This window comes from Rhodohalobacter sp. SW132 (assembly GCF_003390325.1).
Lineage (GTDB): Bacteria > Bacteroidota > Rhodothermia > Balneolales > Balneolaceae > SW132.
Genome location: NZ_QUOK01000002.1, coordinates 73,234 through 92,590, shown reverse-complemented (window position 1 = coordinate 92,590; position 19,357 = coordinate 73,234). Strand labels below are relative to the sequence as shown.

General features: G+C 45.3%; 17 protein-coding genes and 1 tRNA gene. 13 read left to right on the top strand and 5 right to left on the bottom strand.

The features are described 5' to 3' along the window. Positions 1-121: 121 nt before the first annotated feature. The 5 genes from DYD21_RS05205 (at position 122) to pckA (ending at position 8,256) form a co-directional block, all read left to right on the top strand. The gene (locus tag DYD21_RS05205; RefSeq protein ID WP_116033704.1) at positions 122-853 is read left to right on the top strand and encodes an ABC transporter ATP-binding protein; all 732 of its coding nucleotides are present in this window, start codon (positions 122-124) and stop codon (positions 851-853) included. Then, positions 850-3,402, top strand: a complete 2,553-nt coding sequence (locus DYD21_RS05200; protein ID WP_116033702.1) for an ABC transporter permease — start codon at positions 850-852, stop codon at positions 3,400-3,402. The genes DYD21_RS05205 and DYD21_RS05200 overlap by 4 nt, the downstream gene beginning before the upstream one ends. A 24-nt stretch (positions 3,403-3,426) precedes the next feature. Beyond that, entirely contained in the window at positions 3,427-3,639 is a 213-nt protein-coding gene (locus DYD21_RS05195; RefSeq protein WP_116033700.1) for a hypothetical protein, read from the top strand. A gap of 118 nt (positions 3,640-3,757) precedes the next feature. Beyond that, positions 3,758-6,436: a tetratricopeptide repeat protein gene (locus DYD21_RS05190; protein WP_116033697.1), complete on the top strand. Its 2,679-nt coding sequence runs from the start codon at positions 3,758-3,760 to the stop codon at positions 6,434-6,436. A gap of 212 nt (positions 6,437-6,648) precedes the next feature. Next, positions 6,649-8,256 carry a phosphoenolpyruvate carboxykinase (ATP) gene (gene pckA / locus DYD21_RS05185; RefSeq protein ID WP_116033695.1) on the top strand — a complete coding sequence of 536 codons (1,608 nt, stop codon included), beginning with the start codon at positions 6,649-6,651 and terminating at the stop codon, positions 8,254-8,256. Positions 8,257-8,627: 371 nt separating this feature from the next. Here pckA and DYD21_RS05180 read toward each other — a convergent pair whose 3' ends face one another. Together DYD21_RS05180 and DYD21_RS05175 are read right to left on the bottom strand one after the other, a co-directional pair. Continuing rightward, positions 8,628-9,104, bottom strand: a complete 477-nt coding sequence (locus tag DYD21_RS05180; RefSeq protein WP_116033692.1) for an RES family NAD+ phosphorylase — start codon at positions 9,102-9,104, stop codon at positions 8,628-8,630. 29 nt (positions 9,105-9,133) lie between these two features. Next, positions 9,134-9,586 (bottom strand): antitoxin Xre/MbcA/ParS toxin-binding domain-containing protein, encoded by a 453-nt coding sequence (locus DYD21_RS05175; protein WP_116033690.1) that lies wholly within the window; start codon positions 9,584-9,586, stop codon positions 9,134-9,136. 122 nt (positions 9,587-9,708) lie between these two features. Between DYD21_RS05175 and deoC the strand changes: the two genes are divergently transcribed. The 5 genes from deoC (at position 9,709) to DYD21_RS05150 (ending at position 14,111) form a co-directional block, all read left to right on the top strand. Then, entirely contained in the window at positions 9,709-10,617 is a 909-nt protein-coding gene (deoC, locus tag DYD21_RS05170; protein ID WP_116033688.1) for a deoxyribose-phosphate aldolase, read from the top strand. A 60-nt stretch (positions 10,618-10,677) separates the two neighbouring features. Then, positions 10,678-12,210 (top strand): aldehyde dehydrogenase family protein, encoded by a 1,533-nt coding sequence (locus tag DYD21_RS05165; RefSeq protein WP_116033685.1) that lies wholly within the window; start codon positions 10,678-10,680, stop codon positions 12,208-12,210. 22 nt (positions 12,211-12,232) lie between these two features. Further along, a complete protein-coding gene (locus tag DYD21_RS05160; RefSeq protein WP_116033683.1) occupies positions 12,233-13,096 on the top strand; it encodes an aldehyde dehydrogenase family protein in 864 nt (287 codons plus the stop codon). A gap of 16 nt (positions 13,097-13,112) precedes the next feature. After that, positions 13,113-13,748, top strand: coding sequence for an SPOR domain-containing protein (locus DYD21_RS05155; protein ID WP_158551420.1), 636 nt, complete (start codon positions 13,113-13,115; stop codon positions 13,746-13,748). A 108-nt stretch (positions 13,749-13,856) separates the two neighbouring features. Beyond that, positions 13,857-14,111 (top strand): Smr/MutS family protein, encoded by a 255-nt coding sequence (locus tag DYD21_RS05150; RefSeq protein ID WP_116033678.1) that lies wholly within the window; start codon positions 13,857-13,859, stop codon positions 14,109-14,111. A gap of 36 nt (positions 14,112-14,147) precedes the next feature. On the opposite strand, the gene ychF is transcribed toward DYD21_RS05150, so the two are convergent. The 3 genes from ychF to nusB form a co-directional block, all read right to left on the bottom strand. Beyond that, positions 14,148-15,242 (bottom strand): redox-regulated ATPase YchF, encoded by a 1,095-nt coding sequence (ychF, locus tag DYD21_RS05145; protein ID WP_116033675.1) that lies wholly within the window; start codon positions 15,240-15,242, stop codon positions 14,148-14,150. 100 nt (positions 15,243-15,342) lie between these two features. Further along, entirely contained in the window at positions 15,343-16,005 is a 663-nt protein-coding gene (locus tag DYD21_RS05140; RefSeq protein WP_116033673.1) for a metallophosphoesterase family protein, read from the bottom strand. Further along, positions 16,006-16,467 carry a transcription antitermination factor NusB gene (nusB, locus tag DYD21_RS05135; protein ID WP_116033670.1) on the bottom strand — a complete coding sequence of 154 codons (462 nt, stop codon included), beginning with the start codon at positions 16,465-16,467 and terminating at the stop codon, positions 16,006-16,008. 115 nt (positions 16,468-16,582) lie between these two features. On the opposite strand from nusB, the gene DYD21_RS05130 reads away from it, so the two are divergent. The 3 genes from DYD21_RS05130 (at position 16,583) to DYD21_RS05120 (ending at position 19,214) form a co-directional block, all read left to right on the top strand. Continuing rightward, positions 16,583-16,656, top strand: a tRNA-Val gene (locus DYD21_RS05130). A 597-nt stretch (positions 16,657-17,253) separates the two neighbouring features. Beyond that, positions 17,254-18,201, top strand: coding sequence for an alpha/beta hydrolase (locus DYD21_RS05125; RefSeq protein WP_116033668.1), 948 nt, complete (start codon positions 17,254-17,256; stop codon positions 18,199-18,201). 98 nt (positions 18,202-18,299) lie between these two features. Continuing rightward, the gene (locus tag DYD21_RS05120; protein WP_158551419.1) at positions 18,300-19,214 is read left to right on the top strand and encodes a ThuA domain-containing protein; all 915 of its coding nucleotides are present in this window, start codon (positions 18,300-18,302) and stop codon (positions 19,212-19,214) included. The last annotated feature ends 143 nt before the right edge of the window (positions 19,215-19,357 follow it).

The window sequence follows — 19,357 nt, the reverse complement described above, 5'->3', positions numbered from 1 at the left end:
CATAACGTTTAGGCTGATGATCTCTGTCCATTTAAATTTTTGATCCGGCCGTTTATAACGCACGAAGGTACAGAACGTTACCAGTTTTTTTGTCAGGAAATAATTTTAAGATCAATTTCGTATGAACAAACCAATTTTAGAAGTAAATAATTTAACAAAAACCTTTACGAGCGGATCCAAAGAGCTCACAGTTCTGAAAAATATAACACTGAGCATCGATCCCGGGGTTACTTGTGCGATTATTGGTCCCTCCGGCAGCGGTAAAACCACATTGCTCGGTTTGTGTGCGGGACTGGATCAGCCCACTTCCGGATCCGTATCCCTGAATGGCCGGGAAATATCATCTATGGATGAATCAAAATTATCAGAAGTAAGAAACCGGCAGATCGGTTTCGTATTTCAATCCTTCCAGCTGATCTCAACACTGACCGCACTTGAAAACGTAATGGTTCCTGTAGAACTCAGGGGCACACCCTACCGCGAAGTTGAAGCCAAAGCCAGTGAACTGCTGAATGAAGTTGGACTCGGTGATCGCCTGACCCACTATCCCAGTCAGCTTTCCGGCGGAGAGCAGCAGCGGGTAGGCCTCGCGAGAGCATTTATTCACCAGCCCGATATCCTTTTTGCAGATGAGCCAACAGGAAACCTCGACGGTGAGACCGGGGCACAGATCGAGCAGCTTATGTTTGATCTCAATAACAAACTGGGTACCACACTGGTAATTGTTACCCACGACCGAACCCTTGCCGAGAAATGCGACCGGATTATAGAACTTAAAAACGGCAATATTCTTTCCGATACGTTTGCCAACGAAACCGTAACTGCTGCTGCAGAACCCACAATCGCTGAATGAAACTGATCCGAAGTCTCCTCTCCCCTTTTACATGGCGCCTGGCGTTCAGAGATGCGCGTCCTCAATGGAAAAGCTTGCTGCTCTACACATCTGCCGTCATTGCAGGTGTTGCCGCACTGGTTGCCATTCTCTCATTCCGCAGTGATGTTCTGCTTACCGTAGATGATCAGTCGAGAGAATTGCTCGGGGCAGACCTTGAATTCCGGTCTTCTGAACCGTTTCCGGAGCCGGTCGTCGCATTTATCGATTCAGTCGGGGGAAGCCAGGCCAATTCCATAGAATTTAACTCTATGGTACAGTTTCTGAGTTCAAGTGATACCCGTCTGTCACAGATCCGGGCAATTGACGGACCTTTTCCTCTCTACGGATCCATCACAACAGAGCCAGAAGAAGCATCCGCAAATTATCAATCGGATCAGACTGCACTTCTGGAGCAGTCTACTATGCGTCAGTTTGGCATTTCGGTCGGTGACAGTATCCAGGTGGGTCAGATCAGGCTACAAATTTCCGGTGAATTGAAGAATGTGCCGGGTGAATCTGCCGCGTTCTCGCTGATCGGGCCGCGGGTTTACCTTTCAAGAGATTTAATTGAAGACTCCGGCCTCCTCCAGAGAGGCAGCCGGGTGACTTATAAAGAGTATCTTACGCTCGAGAGTGCCGAAGATGCCGAGCGGATTGCATCAGAGTTTCGTCCGCTCGGAAGAGAGCACAGTGTTCGTACCGAAACCGTCGAATCCCGCAAACAGGATTTTGATGCCATTGTTGACAACCTGAGTAAATTCCTCGGACTGATCGCCTTTATCGCGCTGATGCTTGGTGGCCTTGGCGTTGCGAGCGCGGTTTATGTGTACATCAAACGAAAAACGAATGCGGTGGCCACACTCCGCTGCCTGGGAATGGAGGCGCATCAAATCATTGGCGCTTTCGGAATACAAATTGCGGGTATGGGTTTGATGGGAGCCGCAATTGGTACAGCGATCGGTCTTATTCTGCAATCCTATCTTCCGCTGCTGTTTACCGACTTTCTGCCGTTTGAAATCGTTCAGGGAATTTCCATACCGGCCATTCTGCTCGGTTTATTTATCGGACTCACAATCAGTGTTGGGTTTTCGATTCTGCCGCTGATCGGCATCAGCAGCATCTCCCCGATGCTCACGCTGAAATCATCAGATTTTTCTCCCTTTAAAAATTTATCCGCTACTGTCCGCTGGGTTACACTGGCGATCACATTTTCAATAATAGTTCTTTTAATTGCATATACAACGGACAGCCTTTTAGCGGCGATCTTTTTTACTGTCGGTCTGATGATTTCTGTGGCGCTTCTCTGGTTTACAGCCCTGGTGTTGATTCAAACGGTAAAAGGGCTTCGGTTAAAATCCTTACCCTACGTCTGGCGCCAGGGAATGGCCAATCTATTCAGGCCTAACAATCAAACGCCAATGCTGCTCACCACACTCGGGATGGGCATGTTGTTGATAGGCACGCTCTATCTCAGCCAGGAGATGCTGCTTGAGCGGATCAGCCTGCAGTCCAACGAAGAACTTCCGAATATTGTGTTGTACGATATTCAGTATGATCAGAATGAAGGCGTGAACCGGATCATCGAAGAAGAAGGCGGTACGATTATGCAAAATGTCCCGATTGTATCCATGCGCCTGAGCTCAATCCGTGGACAGTCCGTGCGGGAAGCTCGTGAAGACACTACCGTTAATCTTCGCCGGTGGGCATTAACGCGGGAATACCGATCCACCTATCGGAGTGAACTAAACGATTCAGAAGAAATTCTCGAGGGAGAGTGGGTTGGTGAGGGTGATGGAATTCAGTCCACGGTTCCCATCTCCGTAGCGCAGCAGATTCAGGACGACCTGAACCTCGCCATTGGTGATTCGCTTGTATTTAACGTGCAGGGTGTAGATGTATCAACGGTAGTAGCGAGTATTCGTGAAGTGGATTTTCAGCGGCCCGAACCAAACTTCTTTGTACTGTTTCCGGAGAATGTACTTGAAAATGCCCCGCAGTTTTTTGCGACTATCGTTAAGGCTGACAGTGATGATCAGGCCTACGCGATACAGCGGGAAATTGTGGCCGATTATCCCAATATCTCTGCGATCGACATCAGCATTGCCCTTCAGAGCGTTCAGGAGTTTCTGGATAAAATTTCTATGGCGATTCAGTTTATGGCTCTCTTCAGTATTATTACCGGGTTGATTGTGCTGGCAAGCTCCATATCCATCAGCCGTAAACAGCGCACGCGAGAATCGGTACTTTTACGAACGCTCGGGGCAATCAAAAAACAGGTAAGCAGCATTCAAACCATCGAATATGTACTTTTAGGTCTGCTGGCTACACTCACGGGACTGATTCTTGCGATGATTGCAAGCTGGAGCCTGGCGTATTTCTATTTTGACCTTACGTTCGTGCCAGACCTCACATCCCTGCTGCTGCTTTCCCTCATTATAATTCTGGCAGCCACAATCATCGGGTGGACGGGAAGCCGCCATATCTTCAAAAAATCACCGATTGAGGTTCTCAGATCCGAAGTTGGATAGAATATTAATAACCTGACTGAATCTATGAACAGTCAACAAAAAGTCTGGTACGTGTCCGGCATCGTTGTATTGATTTGCCTGCTGATTGCAGCGATCATCTACAAATTCACCGGACACATTTTCCTGGCGATCATTTTTGCCCCTCCCCTCGTTCACTATTTTCTGAAAAAGCCGAACGGAATTCATAACGGAACTGAACTGAACGCTTATCTACCTTTCAACGGGCGAGCTTTGTGATAACATTTCATCATAATTATCTGATCATTCACGATCATTATTTGGCAGCTGCTCGTAATATTTATAGATTAGGTGGTGCTGCGAAGGCAAATATACCAATCTATTTCAGTATCGAATCATGACAACCGAAGAGTGGAACAGAATAGAATCCATTGTTGACAGGGCTTTGATTTTACCCCCTGATAGACGCACTGAGTTCATTGAACATCAATGTAAAGGTGATGACAAATGCCGCAAGCAAGTTCACGCTTTTCTCGATTCAATTAAAAAGGCAGACACTTTTTTCAGTGCCAAAAAAAATGTTAAAGATAAAGTGGCAGATTTTGCGGCAGCCAATCACACTGAAAAAATCCATCATGAAGAGCTGATTGGAGATAAAGTCGGCTCATACAAACTTACACACCTGCTTGGAAAAGGCGGAATGGGTGCTGTGTACCTTGCTGAGCGAACCGATGGACAGTTCAATCATTCTGCGGCGATAAAAGTTATCAGAGGCGGCAAAGCCAATTCCGAGATTTACTCCAGGTTTGTACAGGAACGGCAAATACTTGCTGGCCTCTCCCATGAAAATATAACACGGCTATTTGATGGAGGCGTCACCGAAAACGGTATCCCTTACCTGATTATGGAATATGTGGATGGGATGCCGATCACAACATATTGCGATGAAAACAGGTTGAATCTGAAGGAACGCATCGAACTGTTTAAATCGGTTTGTTCAGCGGCCCGGTATGCGCACAAAAACCTGATTATACACCGCGATCTGAAGCCCGAAAATATTTTGATTACAAAATCAGGTGTGGTAAAAATCATGGATTTTGGAATTGCAAAGCTTGTAATGCCCGAAAGATCCGGGATTGATGAACCTGATGGTATTCAGAAATCACCATATATTTCATTTACAAATGCTGCACCGGAACAGCTTGGAGACGAGCCAATAACTACAGCATCCGATACCTATGCGCTTGGAATTCTTCTTCATCGGTTGCTTGCCGGTGTTCATCCACTGCCCATAAAAAAGAAAACAGGGAATCAGATTCATGAAGTGATAAAAACGTATCAACCGGCTAACCCGTCTGATAAATTCGCTTCATTGTCTTCTGCCACACAGCAACAAATTGCACTTGAAAGAAACACATCTCCTTATGTTCTGAAAGAAGCATTACAGGTAGATATAGACGCTATCCTATTGAAATGTTTGAAGAAAAAACCGGAGGATCGGTATCAAACCGTAGATGATCTGCTACAGGACATCGAGCGTTATGAGAAGAATTACCCGGTAAAGGCTGTGACTCCATCAAATCTATATCAAACAAAAAAATATGTAGCACGAAATGGCACATTTCTCACCGCTGCTGCAGGTTTCTTTTTGATTGCCGTTATATCGATGATGTTTTACACACACCAGGTGCAGAAAGAGCGGGACATTGCCAGAATAGAAGCTGCCAAGGCGAATCAGGTCACCAATTTTGTATTGGATCTTTTTAAGGGAAGTGACCCGGAAGTGCAGCGGGGAGATGATGTGTCGGCACGGGATTTATTGGATCGAGGTATCGAACGAACATCATACCTCTCCAGTCAGCCTGAAATTCAGGCCAATATGTTTGAAGTATTGGGACGAATTTTAACGCAGCTCGGTGAATTTTCAGAAGCAGAAGAGCTGCTCACACAGGCCATTGAAATCAGAACCGGACTTTTTGGCGAATCACATATTCAAACAGTTTCCAGCTATGAGCACCTGGGATCGCTGCTCAGCTCGCGCGGAGACTTGTTTGAAGCTCAAAATATTCTTGAAAAAGTTATTGAACAGCGTTCTGCAATTTTTGGCCCGGAACAAGCCGCGTTATCAGAAGCAAATACAGAACTGGGATATATTTACAGACGACTTGGAAAGCTGGATCAAGCTGAACAACTCTACCGGTCACTGATTGACATTTATGAACAGAAACTTGGTTCAGAAGATCCTCTAACACTGCTCAGTATCAGCAGCCTGGGAGTAACTTTGCATGGACAAGGAAATCTTGAAGAAGCCGAAATCAGGTATAGGGATGTACTGGAGAAAAGAGAAAAATTATATAATACAGTTCACCCCGATGTTGCCATGAGTATGAACAACCTCGGCTCTTTATTGCTTAATCAGGGCCGTTTTGAAGAATCTGAAGAATTACTGAGCCGAGCTCTTGATATGAGAATTTCACTTTTTGGGGAGAGCCATCCAAAAGTTGCGCTATCTACAAACAATATGGGCATTTTGAAGCGAAACACCGGTAATTTCGAAGCAGCAGAAAGCTATTTTTCCCGTGCTCTTGAGATTAATACAAGACTTTTTGGCCCCGACCAGCTGCAGACAGGTATCAATACATTCAGCATTGCAGAACTTCATATGCTGAAAGGTGAGTATGAAAAATCTCTCGAACTTTATGATACAGCCCACACCATATTTACAAATCATTTACCTGAAGGAAGCTCATTTATTGCACGTTCTTCGATGGGAATTGGTGAAGCACTGAGTATGTTAGGACCAGAGTTTCTGGATGATGCGGCTTACTATCTGGAAAAAGGATTTGCCCGGGTAAAAGAACTTCATAATGATCATTCCGTTGAATACGGACTTGCACTCATGCAAATGGGCAAGCATTCGTTCGAAAAGGACGAACCAGAATCCGGTACCGAATATCTCCTCAAGTCATATGCTATTCTATCTGGTATTGAAGGGTATGATAGTGCCCGGGCGTTAACCATACGCGAACTGCTTACCAAATATACGGGTGAACAAATCGTACATATCAGCGACTGATTTTCATCACTCAGATTACAATTATTAAAACTACAAAAAAGAGGGAAATAGCGGTATATTTAGAGCTTATATTTTTAAAGCATTCTTATGAAATAAATTAAGATTGCCTGTTTGCGTCTATTTGAAGCTAATGCATCAAAAAAGCGCTTACAATCCTGTACTGAATACGCGCACAAGAATTTTAAATAAACCTCACAGCAATAAATTTTTTTATGAAAAACGACTATTTCAGTCAGCCCAAAAGTAACGTAGATCTAAGCTATCTTGGGGTGAAAACTTCTGAAAATGTATACTGGAATTTAAACCCTTCCCAGCTTTACGAACACATTATCCAGAATGGTGAAGGTGTTCTCACAGATAAGATGGCAATCCGGATTTTAACCGGGAAGTATACCGGCCGTTCACCCAAAGACAAATTTGTTGTCGATCAGCCATCCATCACCGATGATATCGACTGGGGCGATGTGAATAAACCCATTTCCAAAAATGTTTTCGACAACCTGTTCGATAAAGTTGTAGCCCATCTTGCTGACAGAGATCTCTATGTGAAAGATCTTCATGCAGGTGCCGACAAAGAATATCAGCTGAATGTTCGGGTTGTCAGCGAAGTCGCATATCACGCACTTTTCGCACACAACATGTTTATCCGCCCGGATGAAGATGAACTGAAAAATCACGAACCGGAATTCACCGTGCTTGCGGCTCCCCACTTTCAGGCTGATCCCGAAACAGACGGCACGCGGACAAACACATTTATTCTCTGCAATTTTGAGAAGAAAATTATTCTTATTGGCGGCACGCTCTACTCAGGTGAAGTAAAAAAGGGAATATTTGCGGTACTGAACTACCTCCTCCCCAAACGAAATGTGATGGCGATGCACTGTTCAGCCAACATGGATAACGAAGGCAAGACTGCTGTCTTTTTCGGCCTGTCAGGTACAGGCAAGACCACCCTTTCTGCCGATGTAGATAAAACGCTGATCGGCGATGATGAACACGGCTGGAGCGAAAACGGAATCTTTAATTTTGAAGGCGGATGTTATGCAAAAACCATCAACCTGAAAAAAGAGGAAGAGCCGGAAATTTACGAAACAACACAGATGCCCGGTACTATTCTCGAAAATGTTGTTCTGGATGACAGCCGGCATCCCCAGTTTGATGATGCCAGCCTTACGCAAAATACACGGTGTGCATACCCGATTCACTACATTCCCAATGCCAGCGAAACGGGCAAAGGCGGACATCCCGAAAACATAATTTTTCTTACGGCTGATGCCTTCGGAATCCTCCCTCCCATTTCTAAACTAACGCCGGAACAGGCGATGTATCACTTTATCAGCGGTTATACCGCAAAAGTAGCCGGAACTGAACGGGGAGTGAATGAACCACAGGCAACTTTTTCAGCCTGTTTTGGTGCGCCGTTTATGCCGCTGCACCCAACCGTCTATGCCGAACTTCTCGCAGAAAAAATCCGGAAGCACAATTCGCACGTCTGGCTGGTGAATACCGGATGGACCGGCGGCCCCCACGGTATCGGCCATAGAATGAAACTCTCTCACACCCGAAAAATGCTGAGTGAAGCCATTGCCGGTAACCTTGAAGGTGTGGAATATTACGAAGAGCCGATATTCGGCCTCTCCATTCCAACATTGGTAGATGGAGTTCCATCCGAAGTTTTAATACCGCGAAATACATGGAATGACAAAGAGGCGTACGACAAAAAAGCGAATCACCTTGCTGGTATGTTCGCTGACAATTTTGATCAATTCAAAAAGCAGGCCGCTAAAAACATAGTTCAAGCCGGCCCCGAGCCTCAATAAACATTCTGAGCATTTAGACTAAATATAAAAAGGCCCGGTTGATTCAGTTCAATCGGGCTTTTCTTTTATCTGTAATTCGGAGTGGCTTTTGAATTTCTTTGAAAACTGACTTCGATTTAAAATCACCTCAAATTATATATGAAAAACTCTCCCCTTATAAGCCTGTGAGAATTTACACTCTCATTCGTTGGCATTATTTATTTTTTAAGATGTCAAAACATGTATTGAAGCTCCCCTCCCTATCAAGTCCCGTTAGGGCGCGATAGGGAGGGGACGGGGGTGGGTCAGAAAGTCTGGGAGCGGTGAGAGGGATGTCCATCAGCTATTCCCACTTCTGAACTGATAATAGAACTCAGGTTTATCCTTTTTGATCAAAGTCCAGATTGTATCTTTAACCGGGGATCAAACCGTAACGGTTCTGGCGGTGAGATGTCGATTTCTGCAAATTTTGGATGCTCCGGATTGATAACGATGTTAAACTCACCGGGAACCACTACGCTGGGGATTTTCATTGCTACATATTTACGCTCCGTAATCCACCTGTCACCGTAGTCCTGTGAAGACTTTCCATATGGAATGGTATCCCAACCATTCGGCAGCTCGTCAGGTTTCGGCTGAAAACAGTGCCGGCTCTTTATCACTGCAGTAAAACAAACACATCGGTCGAGATATTCTCTGTCTTCAATCTGTACCAAAAGTTCAAGCAGTGCCAGCGAAAGTGAACCGGAGGTGTATACCGCCCGAATTCCCTCACTGTTAAATCTGCCGCCGTACAATCTCGCACCTTCTCCTGAAAACGCACTATCTGCGTACTCTTTGTGACAAATTCTCCACACTTTCATATTCATACAATGAGATTCTGAATCCCGATTTTAAATCAAACAGGAATCCCGTGCCTGATTTGATTTAATGTTCGTTCTACGAGACGCGCACCGGGTTCGGTTCGCATCATTTCGAGTGGAGTTTTGTTGCCGAGTGCATAGTTTGACTTTTTGAACCACTCTGAGGCTTTTTCCATGCTTCCGGTAACTTCGGCAGCCAGATCGGTAAGGCGCGCTACCCGGTAACTTCGCTCTGATTCGTCGGCGGGGAGCAACTCCTCTTTCTTTCTTCTGTCGAGAGTTCGGGGTGAAACCAAAAGCAGTTCGGAAAGCTCGAGCCTGGAGATGTTCAGACGGTTTTGAATCGTTTGAAGAATTGTTGTATGAATGCCCGTATGAACTACAGAAGCTGCTTTGGCCAGATCCCAGGAAATGAATGGTTCTTCTGCCTTAAACGAGTGCTCTTCACCGGTACGCGTTGGATAGGTTTGATCTTTTTTATTGCTCATGGGTTCGCCATTTTACTTTATAATATACGCCAATTTACCTTTCCTTTTTGTTTTTTTCAACTTCTTTTACTCAGCTTTGAAGTTCCGTACCTTTCACGCAACCGCAAATTTTATTGGATTTTATGAGTACCACTACTACCCCCGATTTTTCACAAACCGTACCAATAGATACAATTGGTGTTCAGGAACGGGTCGCCCGGCTGAATTCACGAAGCATCAAGAAGGAGTCTAAAGTTCAGGGGCTCAAACTTGCGTTGAGTATGATCGATCATACCACCCTGGAAGGTAAAGATTCGGAGGGCAAGGTGATTCAGCTCTGCCGAAAAGCGATCACACCGTATGCACCAATGCCCGATCTTCCTTCTGTTGCCGCGGTTTGTGTCTATCCTACAATGGTTGCCATAGCCAAAAAAACGGTTGAGGGAAGCGGCGTTAAGGTGGCGAGTGTGGCAACCGCATTTCCGAGCGGAATGGCTAAACTTCAAACCAAACTTGATGATACACGATTTGCCGTAGAACAGGGCGCAGATGAGATCGATATGGTGATCTCGCGGGGAGAGTTTCTGAAAGGAAATTACTCGTTTGTTTTTGATGAAATTGCAGCCGTAAAGGAAGCGTGCGGTGACGCTCATCTCAAAGTAATTCTCGAAACCGGGGAACTGGAAACACTCATTAATGTGAGAAAGGCGAGCGATATTGCCATGCATGCAGGTGCAGATTTTATCAAAACGTCTACCGGAAAAATTCAACCCGCAGCCACACAGCCCGTAACACTGGTGATGCTCGAAGCAATCCGTGATTATTATCGTGAAACGGGGCAAAAAATTGGTATGAAACCGGCAGGCGGCATTCGGAAAGCAAAACAGGCGCTTCAATATCTTGTGCTGGTTAAAGAGACTCTCGGTGCGGAATGGCTCAGCAACGAATGGTTCCGTTTCGGAGCAAGCTCGTTAACCAACGACCTCCTGATGCAGATTGTAAAACAGGAAACCGGTGTTTACCAGAGCAACATCTATTTTTCTAATGACTGATACGTTTTATCATTTCGTACTAAAGCAACGAAACTCTTTTTAAACCTTTTTTATCACATTATGTCTGAGACAAAAACATCCACCGAAACGGAGAAAACAACCAACGGTGCACCAAAACCAACCTCCCCTAATGCTGATCGCAAACTCGATTTTGCTTCATTTTGGGAGTATAGCAGCGCTCCGGAAAGCACAGATAAGGTTGAAATCAGATCTTCCTACGGTCACTTCATTGATGGGGAATTTGTAAAACCGGCCAAGGGTCGAACCTTTACATCAATTAATCCGGCCACGGAAGAAACGCTTACTGAACTGGCCGAAGGCACCACCGAGGATGTAGATCGCGCCGTAAAAGCTGCCAGGAATGCCTTTAAAAAACGCTGGAGCACAATATCAGCGAAAGAGCGAGGCAAATATATTTTCCGGATTGCCCGGATGATCCAGGAACGGGCCAGGGATCTTGCCATCACGGAATCGCTCGATGGCGGAAAACCGATTCGTGAATCCCGTGATGTGGATGTTCCATTGGCTGCCGCTCACTTTTTCTATTATGCCGGATGGGCTGATAAACTCGATTACGCATTTCCAGGCCGAAAAGCGGAACCGGTTGGCGTATGCGGTCAGATCATCCCGTGGAATTTCCCCTTGCTGATGCTTGCCTGGAAAATTGCCCCTGCCCTTGCAACTGGAAATACGGTTGTGCTCAAACCGGCTGAGACCACATCCATAACCGCCCTGAAATTTGCCGAAATCTGTCGTGATGCAGATCTGCCCGCCGGAGTTGTAAATATCGTAACCGGTGCGGGTCAAACCGGATCAGCGATTGTAGATCACGAAGATATTGACAAAATCGCATTCACCGGATCAACCAAAGTCGGGAAAATCATTCAGAATGCTGTAGCAGGCACCGACAAAAAGTATACCCTAGAACTTGGCGGCAAAGGAGCGAATATTGTTTATGAGGACGCCTCTGTTGATCAGGCCGTGGAAGGGATTATTAATGCCATCTTTTTTAACCAGGGCCATGTCTGTTGTGCTGGATCCAGATTACTTGTGCAGGAAGGAATTGCGGATCAGCTCATCAAAAAGCTGAAAGACCGCATGGAGACCCTCATTGTAGGCGATCCAATGGATAAAAACACAGATATCGGTGCCATAAACTCCCGGGCACAATTTGAGCGGATTGAAGAGTATTTAGAGATTGGAAAAAACGAAGGTGCAGAGATGTACCAAAGCTCCTGTTCCATTCCTGAAAATGGGTATTTCTGCAAACCCACCATTTTTACAGGCGTATCACAAAGCAACCGTATTGTCCAGGAAGAGATTTTTGGACCGGTGCTCACCATTCAGACATTCCGCACACCGGCTGAAGCGATCGAAAAAGCAAACAATTCGCCTTATGGCCTTTCAAGCGGAGTATGGACCGATCGCGGATCAAAAATATTTCAGACCGGGGCTGAAATGAACTCCGGCGTAGTATGGGCCAATACCTTCAATAAATTCGACCCGACCTCACCCTTTGGCGGATACAAAGAGAGTGGTGTGGGACGCGAAGGCGGCCTTCACGGATTGTATCCTTACGTGAAACTGGTATAACTTTTAAAAGACTGACACAGATATGAGCAAGCGAATCGATGTTTTGAAAACATATAAAACGTATGTTGGCGGTAATTTCCCGCGAAGTGAATCCGGACATACCTACCCTGTGAAAGACAGCAGCGGAAAACTGATTGCCAACGCATGCCGCTGTACCCGAAAAGATGTTCGGGACGCAATGGTGAAGGCTCGCGGCGCATTTCCCGGCTGGAAAAGCCGTTCGGCCTATAACCGCGGTCAAATACTTTACCGGATCGCGGAAATTCTGGAAGGGAGAAGCGATCAGTTTGTTAAGGAGCTGGAACTGCAGGGCATGAAAAAGAATACGGCCGCTGCAGAAGTTGAAATTTCCGTTGACCGGCTTATTTATTATGCCGGATGGACCGATAAAATAAGTCAGGTTTTCGGTAGTGTGAACCCCGTTGCAAGCAGCCACTTCAATTTCAGTATGCCCGATCCTACAGGTGTGGTGGGAATTGTGGCACCGGACGAAAGCCCGCTTCTCGGATTGGTAAGTATGATGGCGCCTGTAATTGCAGGTGGGAACAGTGCACTGATACTATCTTCGGAATCAAAACCGTTAACGGCTGTAAGTTTTGGAGAAGTCCTGCACGCCTCGGACGTGCCGGCGGGTGTGGTAAATATTCTCACCGGATTTCAAAGTGAAATGGTGGATCATCTGACAAGCCACATGGATTTGAATGCTGTTTTTAATGCAAATGAAGATTCAGAAATCAGGAAACAAATCGATGAGAATTGTGCTTTAAACGTCAAACGTAGAAAGCACCTGAACCGAAATAACTGGCAGGATCTTTCTCATGAAACTCCATATTACATCATGGATTTCCAGGAAATCAAAACAACCTGGCATCCGGTTGGTATCTAAATAATTATATATGCGATTGAAAACGATCTTTATTCTTCTATTTCTGATCACTCTTTATGGCTGCGGTACAACAGAACCGGCTGCTGAGGAAGATGAGAGGCCTGAGTCACTCTATGAACTTACCGAAGAGGATGAGGATTACGATCCGATGCTTGATGAAACCCTTAGCGAGGAACAGCGGCTGCTGGCCAGAACCCGCAGTAATCTCGGTCAGCATTACTCCGAATCGATGCAGGTGATTCCTGAGATGTATCTCGGGGAAATTGTAACCAACGAACGCCAGCGCGATCCTCATGTTGGGTTCAGAGTTCAGCTTTTTACCACAACTAATGTCGCTGCAGCCGATTCTGTCAGAGACCATTTTGTAGCATGGGCTGATACGACCATTGCCGGGTACGAGCCGGACGCCTACGTGATCTTCAGGTCCCCAAACTACCGCGTTAGAGCAGGCGACTTTCAGGACCGGAACCAGGCCATTCATTTCTCAAATATGCTCAAACCCCGCTACCCAGACGCATGGGTTGTACACGAGAGAATTGAACCGTCAAATGTCCCTGCAGATACAGCAGACATCCGTTTTGTTGATTTGATTACGGTTGACCCGGATGTATTCGAACCGTACGAGGATCCTGAAGAGGAAAACGATAATTGAGTGGTTCCCTTCGAACACACTGCCTGAAGTAAAGAGCTTTAAATTTTATATTGATCGATTTCAAAGTGTGTTTGGCATTCGAACTCAAAAGTAGATAGAACGTGACGTATGGCAAAACTGAAACTTGACCTGCACGATATTTACAATAAAGGAGATAAGATCGATGAGGCACTGGAAAACATCATCGATGAAGCACTCGAGAAAAAGATCAAGACTGTGGAGATCATTCCTGGAAAAGGGTCCGGACAGCTAAAGAAAAAGGTGCTTCGTTTCCTGGATCAGAAACACATCAAACAGAAATACCACCGGATCGATAAAGACAGCAAAAATTTCGGCCGGCTGTTCGTTTATTTTAAGTTCTGAACCGGCCGATTATTTGTTTCTTTACTGATGGCTGCCTTACACGTTAAATCGAAACAGCATGACATCGCCGTCTTTCACGATATAATCTTTCCCTTCCTGGCGCATTTTACCGGCATCTCTCGCCGCTTTTTCTGAGCCGAGTTCCACATAATCGTTGTACGCGATCGTTTCCGCACGGATAAATCCACGTTCAAAATCGGTATGAATCACGCCGGCTGCCTGAGGCGCTTTATAGCCTTTGCGTATAGTCCATGCCCGAACCTCTTTCGGTCCGGCTGTGAAGTAGGTAATCAGTCCAAGGTTGCTGTAAGCAGCCTGAATCAGGCGATCCAGTCCGGCACTTTCAACACCAAGTTCCTCAAGGAACATCTCTTTTTCATCCTCATCAAGTTCTGCGATCTCTGCTTCAATTTTAGCGCAAAAAGTAACAATTTGATCATCGTGCTGAGCCGCAATCTCTTTTACCGTTTCCACGTGGCTGTTTCCGGTATTCAGATCCTCCTCAGAAACGTTGCAGGCATAAAGCACAGGTTTGGCGGATAGCAGGAAAAGATCCTTAAAAGCTTTTCTTTCCTCTTCGTCCGCATCAAAAGTCCGGGCAGTATTTCCTTCTTCCAGATGCTCTTTCAGCCGCTCCACTACGGCAAATTCTGCTGCCAGCTTTTTATCCCCGCTGCGTACCTGCTTTTTAAGAGTATCGTATCGCTTTTCAACCGATTCAAGATCTTTCAGAATCAGTTCATCCTCTATAATCCCGATATCCCGAGCCGGATCCACAGATCCTTCAACATGAATCACATCACCGTCATCAAAACAGCGTACAACGTGAACAATCAGGTCCACTTCGCGGATATGAGACAGAAATGCATTTCCCTTCCCTTTTCCTTCAGAGGCCCCTTTTACGAGCCCTGCAATATCTACAAATTCAATTGTTGCGGGCAGGGTCTGTTTCGGCTCTACAAGATTTGAAAGTTTATCCAGGCGGGTATCCGGTACCGTTACCAGTCCTACGTTGGGATCAATCGTGCAGAATGGAAAATTAGCTGCTTCCGCTCCTGCATTACTTAAGGCATTAAAAAGTGTTGATTTACCCACATTTGGCAGGCCAACGATTCCACATTTCAAACTCATTATAAAACTCAGTTTTTTAATTCAATTTCAGTGATATACTTCACAATACAATACAATCTGCGCACCTGAATACTATCTTTAAAAGTATTCAGTCAGCTTTTTAATCCAGACACTTTTGTTGCATAAACTTTTTCTCGGGAAGGCGGACAGCCGTCAGTTTCCCGAGTCCGGTACGATTATATACACACCCTGTATCAATGCCAATCATCCCCTGCTGCTGGATTGGAAACGGTTGCGGGGTATGGCCAAATACAACGGTTTTTTCCCATGGCGGGGCAAACGCATTCAGGTGATCCCGCCCCCATAAAAAATAATCATGTGCAGAGGTATCATTTATACTCTGTTCAACCGTGTGTGTGGGCGGAATGCCGGCATGTACAAAAAAGTACTCTTCAGATTCGTAAAACAGACGGGTTTTTTTATAAAACTCAATGTGTTCCGGGGGAATATCAGAAACTGAAATATTATCCCCATACGATTTCAGTGTAGATTCACCGCCATTCATCATCCAGTTTCTTGAACTGCCGCTTTTAAGAGAATTGAGGAGCATATATTCATGATTACCTCGAAGAAATACCGTTTTTCTATCCGACTTCACATCCAGAAGAAAATCAACTACGGCTTTAGAGTCCGGTCCCCTGTCGATATAATCACCCACAAACAAGTGGATGTAATCTTCATACGGTTCCAGTTTTTTCCATAATGCTTCCAACGTTTTGATGCACCCATGGATATCGCCAATCGCTACAATTTTTTCGTCCATTTAACTTCGTGATGTTTCAATTAAGCCTCTCCCCTTTTTCACGATACGACCTTCGTCTGTGAGATCGGTTAAAATAGCGTCAAGAATTCCGTTTACAAATGTGCCGCTTTTTCGTGTCGAATAGGATTTTGCAAGCTCAATAGCCTCATTTATCGTTACCTTTGTTGGAATCTCCTCGAAATAGAGAAATTCGGTTATGGCCATTCTGAGAATCAATTTATCCAGTGTTGCCAAACGACTGACTTCCCAGTTTTTAATATGTTTTGAAATCAGCGTATCGTATTCCGCCTCGTGATTGTTTGTTTGAACGATCACTTCATTGGCGAATTTCACACCGTCCCGGTCATCCAGGAGCAGGACTTTTACGATCTCCTGAGATACTTCTGCCGGTGTATTGCCACCCACTTCAATTGCATAAATGGACCTGAGTGCAGCTTCGCGGGCTTTTCGTCTGTTAATCATGAGTGAATTTGAAAATTCAAAAGAACAGAAAAATACAAACCTTTGGGGACAGCCGAAAGAACTCTCTTGTTTTTTGATTGCATTTCATCCGCTGATCATGCTATCTTCTATGCTCGGGTTCATAGCTCAGTTGGTTAGAGCGCATCGTTGACATCGATGAGGTCGGCAGTTCGAATCTGCCTGAACCCACATATAAAAGCCCTCAGTTATCCTGAAGGGCTTTTTTTATTTTCCTTAATCTTTAGGAGAAGGAAAATAATCGCAAATATGAGTATGTATTTACAAAAAAAGAGGTAAAATAGAGGGAAAATTTTTGTCTCGGCAAGAAGATATTCATCCTAAGCCGGAGTGTTTTTATTCGATATAATATTTCAATTCCCCATGTAGGTAAAAAATTTATCATCCCGCTCACCTTTTTTCTGATAACCATTCCCCGCAGGTACTCTCCTTTCAATTGACGAATTCCCAAAGATTTTGTCCCTTTTCTATAGAATTCTCTTTTCTGTGATTTTTTTTATTGGCAGCCGGATTTTGTACAAATGGATGCACACCGGCATCAAACCATAATCAAGAGTCTGATGTGAAAACCACCTCTGGGACTACTTCAGGCAGTATAAATGAACTCTGTTATTACTAACATTTTTTAAAGTGACGACTAACGAAATATTTCAAGCAAATTCGCAGGGTTAAATCAGTGTCAACCAACTAAGTAGCAGTCTGTTATAGCAATTCTATCAGATTATTATTACTCTAAAGTTTGAATATTAAACTATATCCGGTAAAAATATGAATTTGAATATAAGTACAACCCTGGTCTGCTTCTTCATTGCTGCGTTCTCATTCTTCCTCACATCATCCGTCATAGCACAGGACGGAACGATTTACCCTTTGGATAATCCTGATGAACCGAACGCTATTCAGCTTGGTACAGGTGGTGTTGAGGACCAACCATCCCCTGAGACCTGGTTCCGTCAGTGGGGCGATCCAATGGCTCGAAATATTTCCACGGCTACACTTACCCCTTTCCTGCCCGATCCGGACATTGCAAATGGCGCGGCCGTTATTGTGGCGCCCGGTGGTGGTTTCAGATGGTTGTCATTGAGTAACGAGGGCTGGCAGGTTGCGGAAGCTCTTGCGGAACGGGGAATCGCTGCCTTTGTACTCAAATACCGGCTTCACCCAACCCCGGAGTTACTTGATGATTTCAGGGAATCGATGAATAGAACTTTTGAAGCTGCATCTGATACTTCATCCCAAGAGGAAGAACCACCGAGCAGACCGCGCCGGAACCTGTCAGATCAACTTGAGGATGCAGAAGCCGCCTACAATATGATTGTAGAACGGGCTGATGAATGGGGTGTCGACACCGATCGGCTGGGCATGATCGGTTTTTCTGCCGGGGCTGGTCTCACGATGTATTCCACGCTTAATTCTGAGATTATGGAACTGGCTTTTATCGGCCCGATTTATGGTGGCATGAATGCGGTAGAGGTGCCAGAAAATGCCCCGCCCATGTTCAATGTTATCGCTGCTGATGATTTTCTCTTCCACGGTGAGATCGGAATAATTCAATCCTGGTTCGAAGCAGATGTGCCGGTTGAGTTCCACCTATACCAGAATGGCGGGCACGGTTTCGGACTTGGGAATCCGGACCGCACCAGCAATCGCTGGTTCGATGCCTTTATACATTGGCTGGATGTAAACGAATTTCTCGTTGCCAATGGATCAGAGTGAGAACCCGGGGAAATTAACAACAAATGGATTCTCCCCTTGAGTCCCATGGACACCACACACATATTCGAAGGTTGCCCTTTTTAAATATATACCAGACTATGAGAAAATTAATCATTGCCCTTGTTCTTATAATCAGCTTTATATCCAAAAGTCATGCCCAGGATGATACAGCTATCCCGGTCCTGATCATTGATGGGTTCAGCAATCATGACTGGAAACAAACCACGGCTGTAACAAAATGGATTCTTGAAAGCAGCGAGCACTTTAGTGTGGATGTATCCACCGTTCCCTCGGATAGCACAAAATGGCAGGAATGGTTACCTGAATTCGATCAGTATGCTGTTGTTATTCAAAACACCAATAATATCCATGATCAAAGTTTAAAATGGCCTGAACATGCGGAAAAGAAACTTGAGGAGTATGTGAAAAATGGAGGCGGCCTCTATATTCTTCACTCTGCAAACAATGCATTTTCTCACTGGGAGGAATATGATAAAATGATCGGCCTTGGCTGGCGGTCCCAAACGTCTGGCTACGCACTCGAAATCGGCGAGGGTCAGAAAGTTATTCGTATCCCCCCCGGTGAGGGTCAGGGCACAGGTCACGGAGACCGATTTGATGCGGTCATCCATATTCTAAATCCACACCCGATTAACCAGGATTATCCTAAACAGTGGAAAACGGCTCACACAGAAGTTTACAGCTATCCCCGCGGGCCTGCAGAAAACCTGGACGTCTTATCCTATGCCTATGACAGCACAGACACTCAGCGTTTATGGCCTGTGGAATGGGTTGTCTCCTATGGTGAAGGAAGAGTGTATAATTCCAGCCTGGGACATCTGTGGAGCGGGGAAATCTATCCTGAAGCCTACAGATGTGTGGGATTTCAGACAACCATGATTCGTGCAGTTGAATGGGCAGCCACAGGTACTGTAACCTATCCCCTTCCGGATGATTTTCCCACGGCAGATGCCAAAAGCCTGAAAAGTAAAGCTGATTTTCCGGACCTTTAGGTTTTTACTCGAGTTGATCACAGATGTCCCTCATCCGATAAATGGCAGACTATTTACAGAATTTGGCGCATCGATTTAAAGTGAAATCATGCTTCCGCTTGATAGACTTGATAGAGTAGTCTACCCACTGGAAAATGAAATTT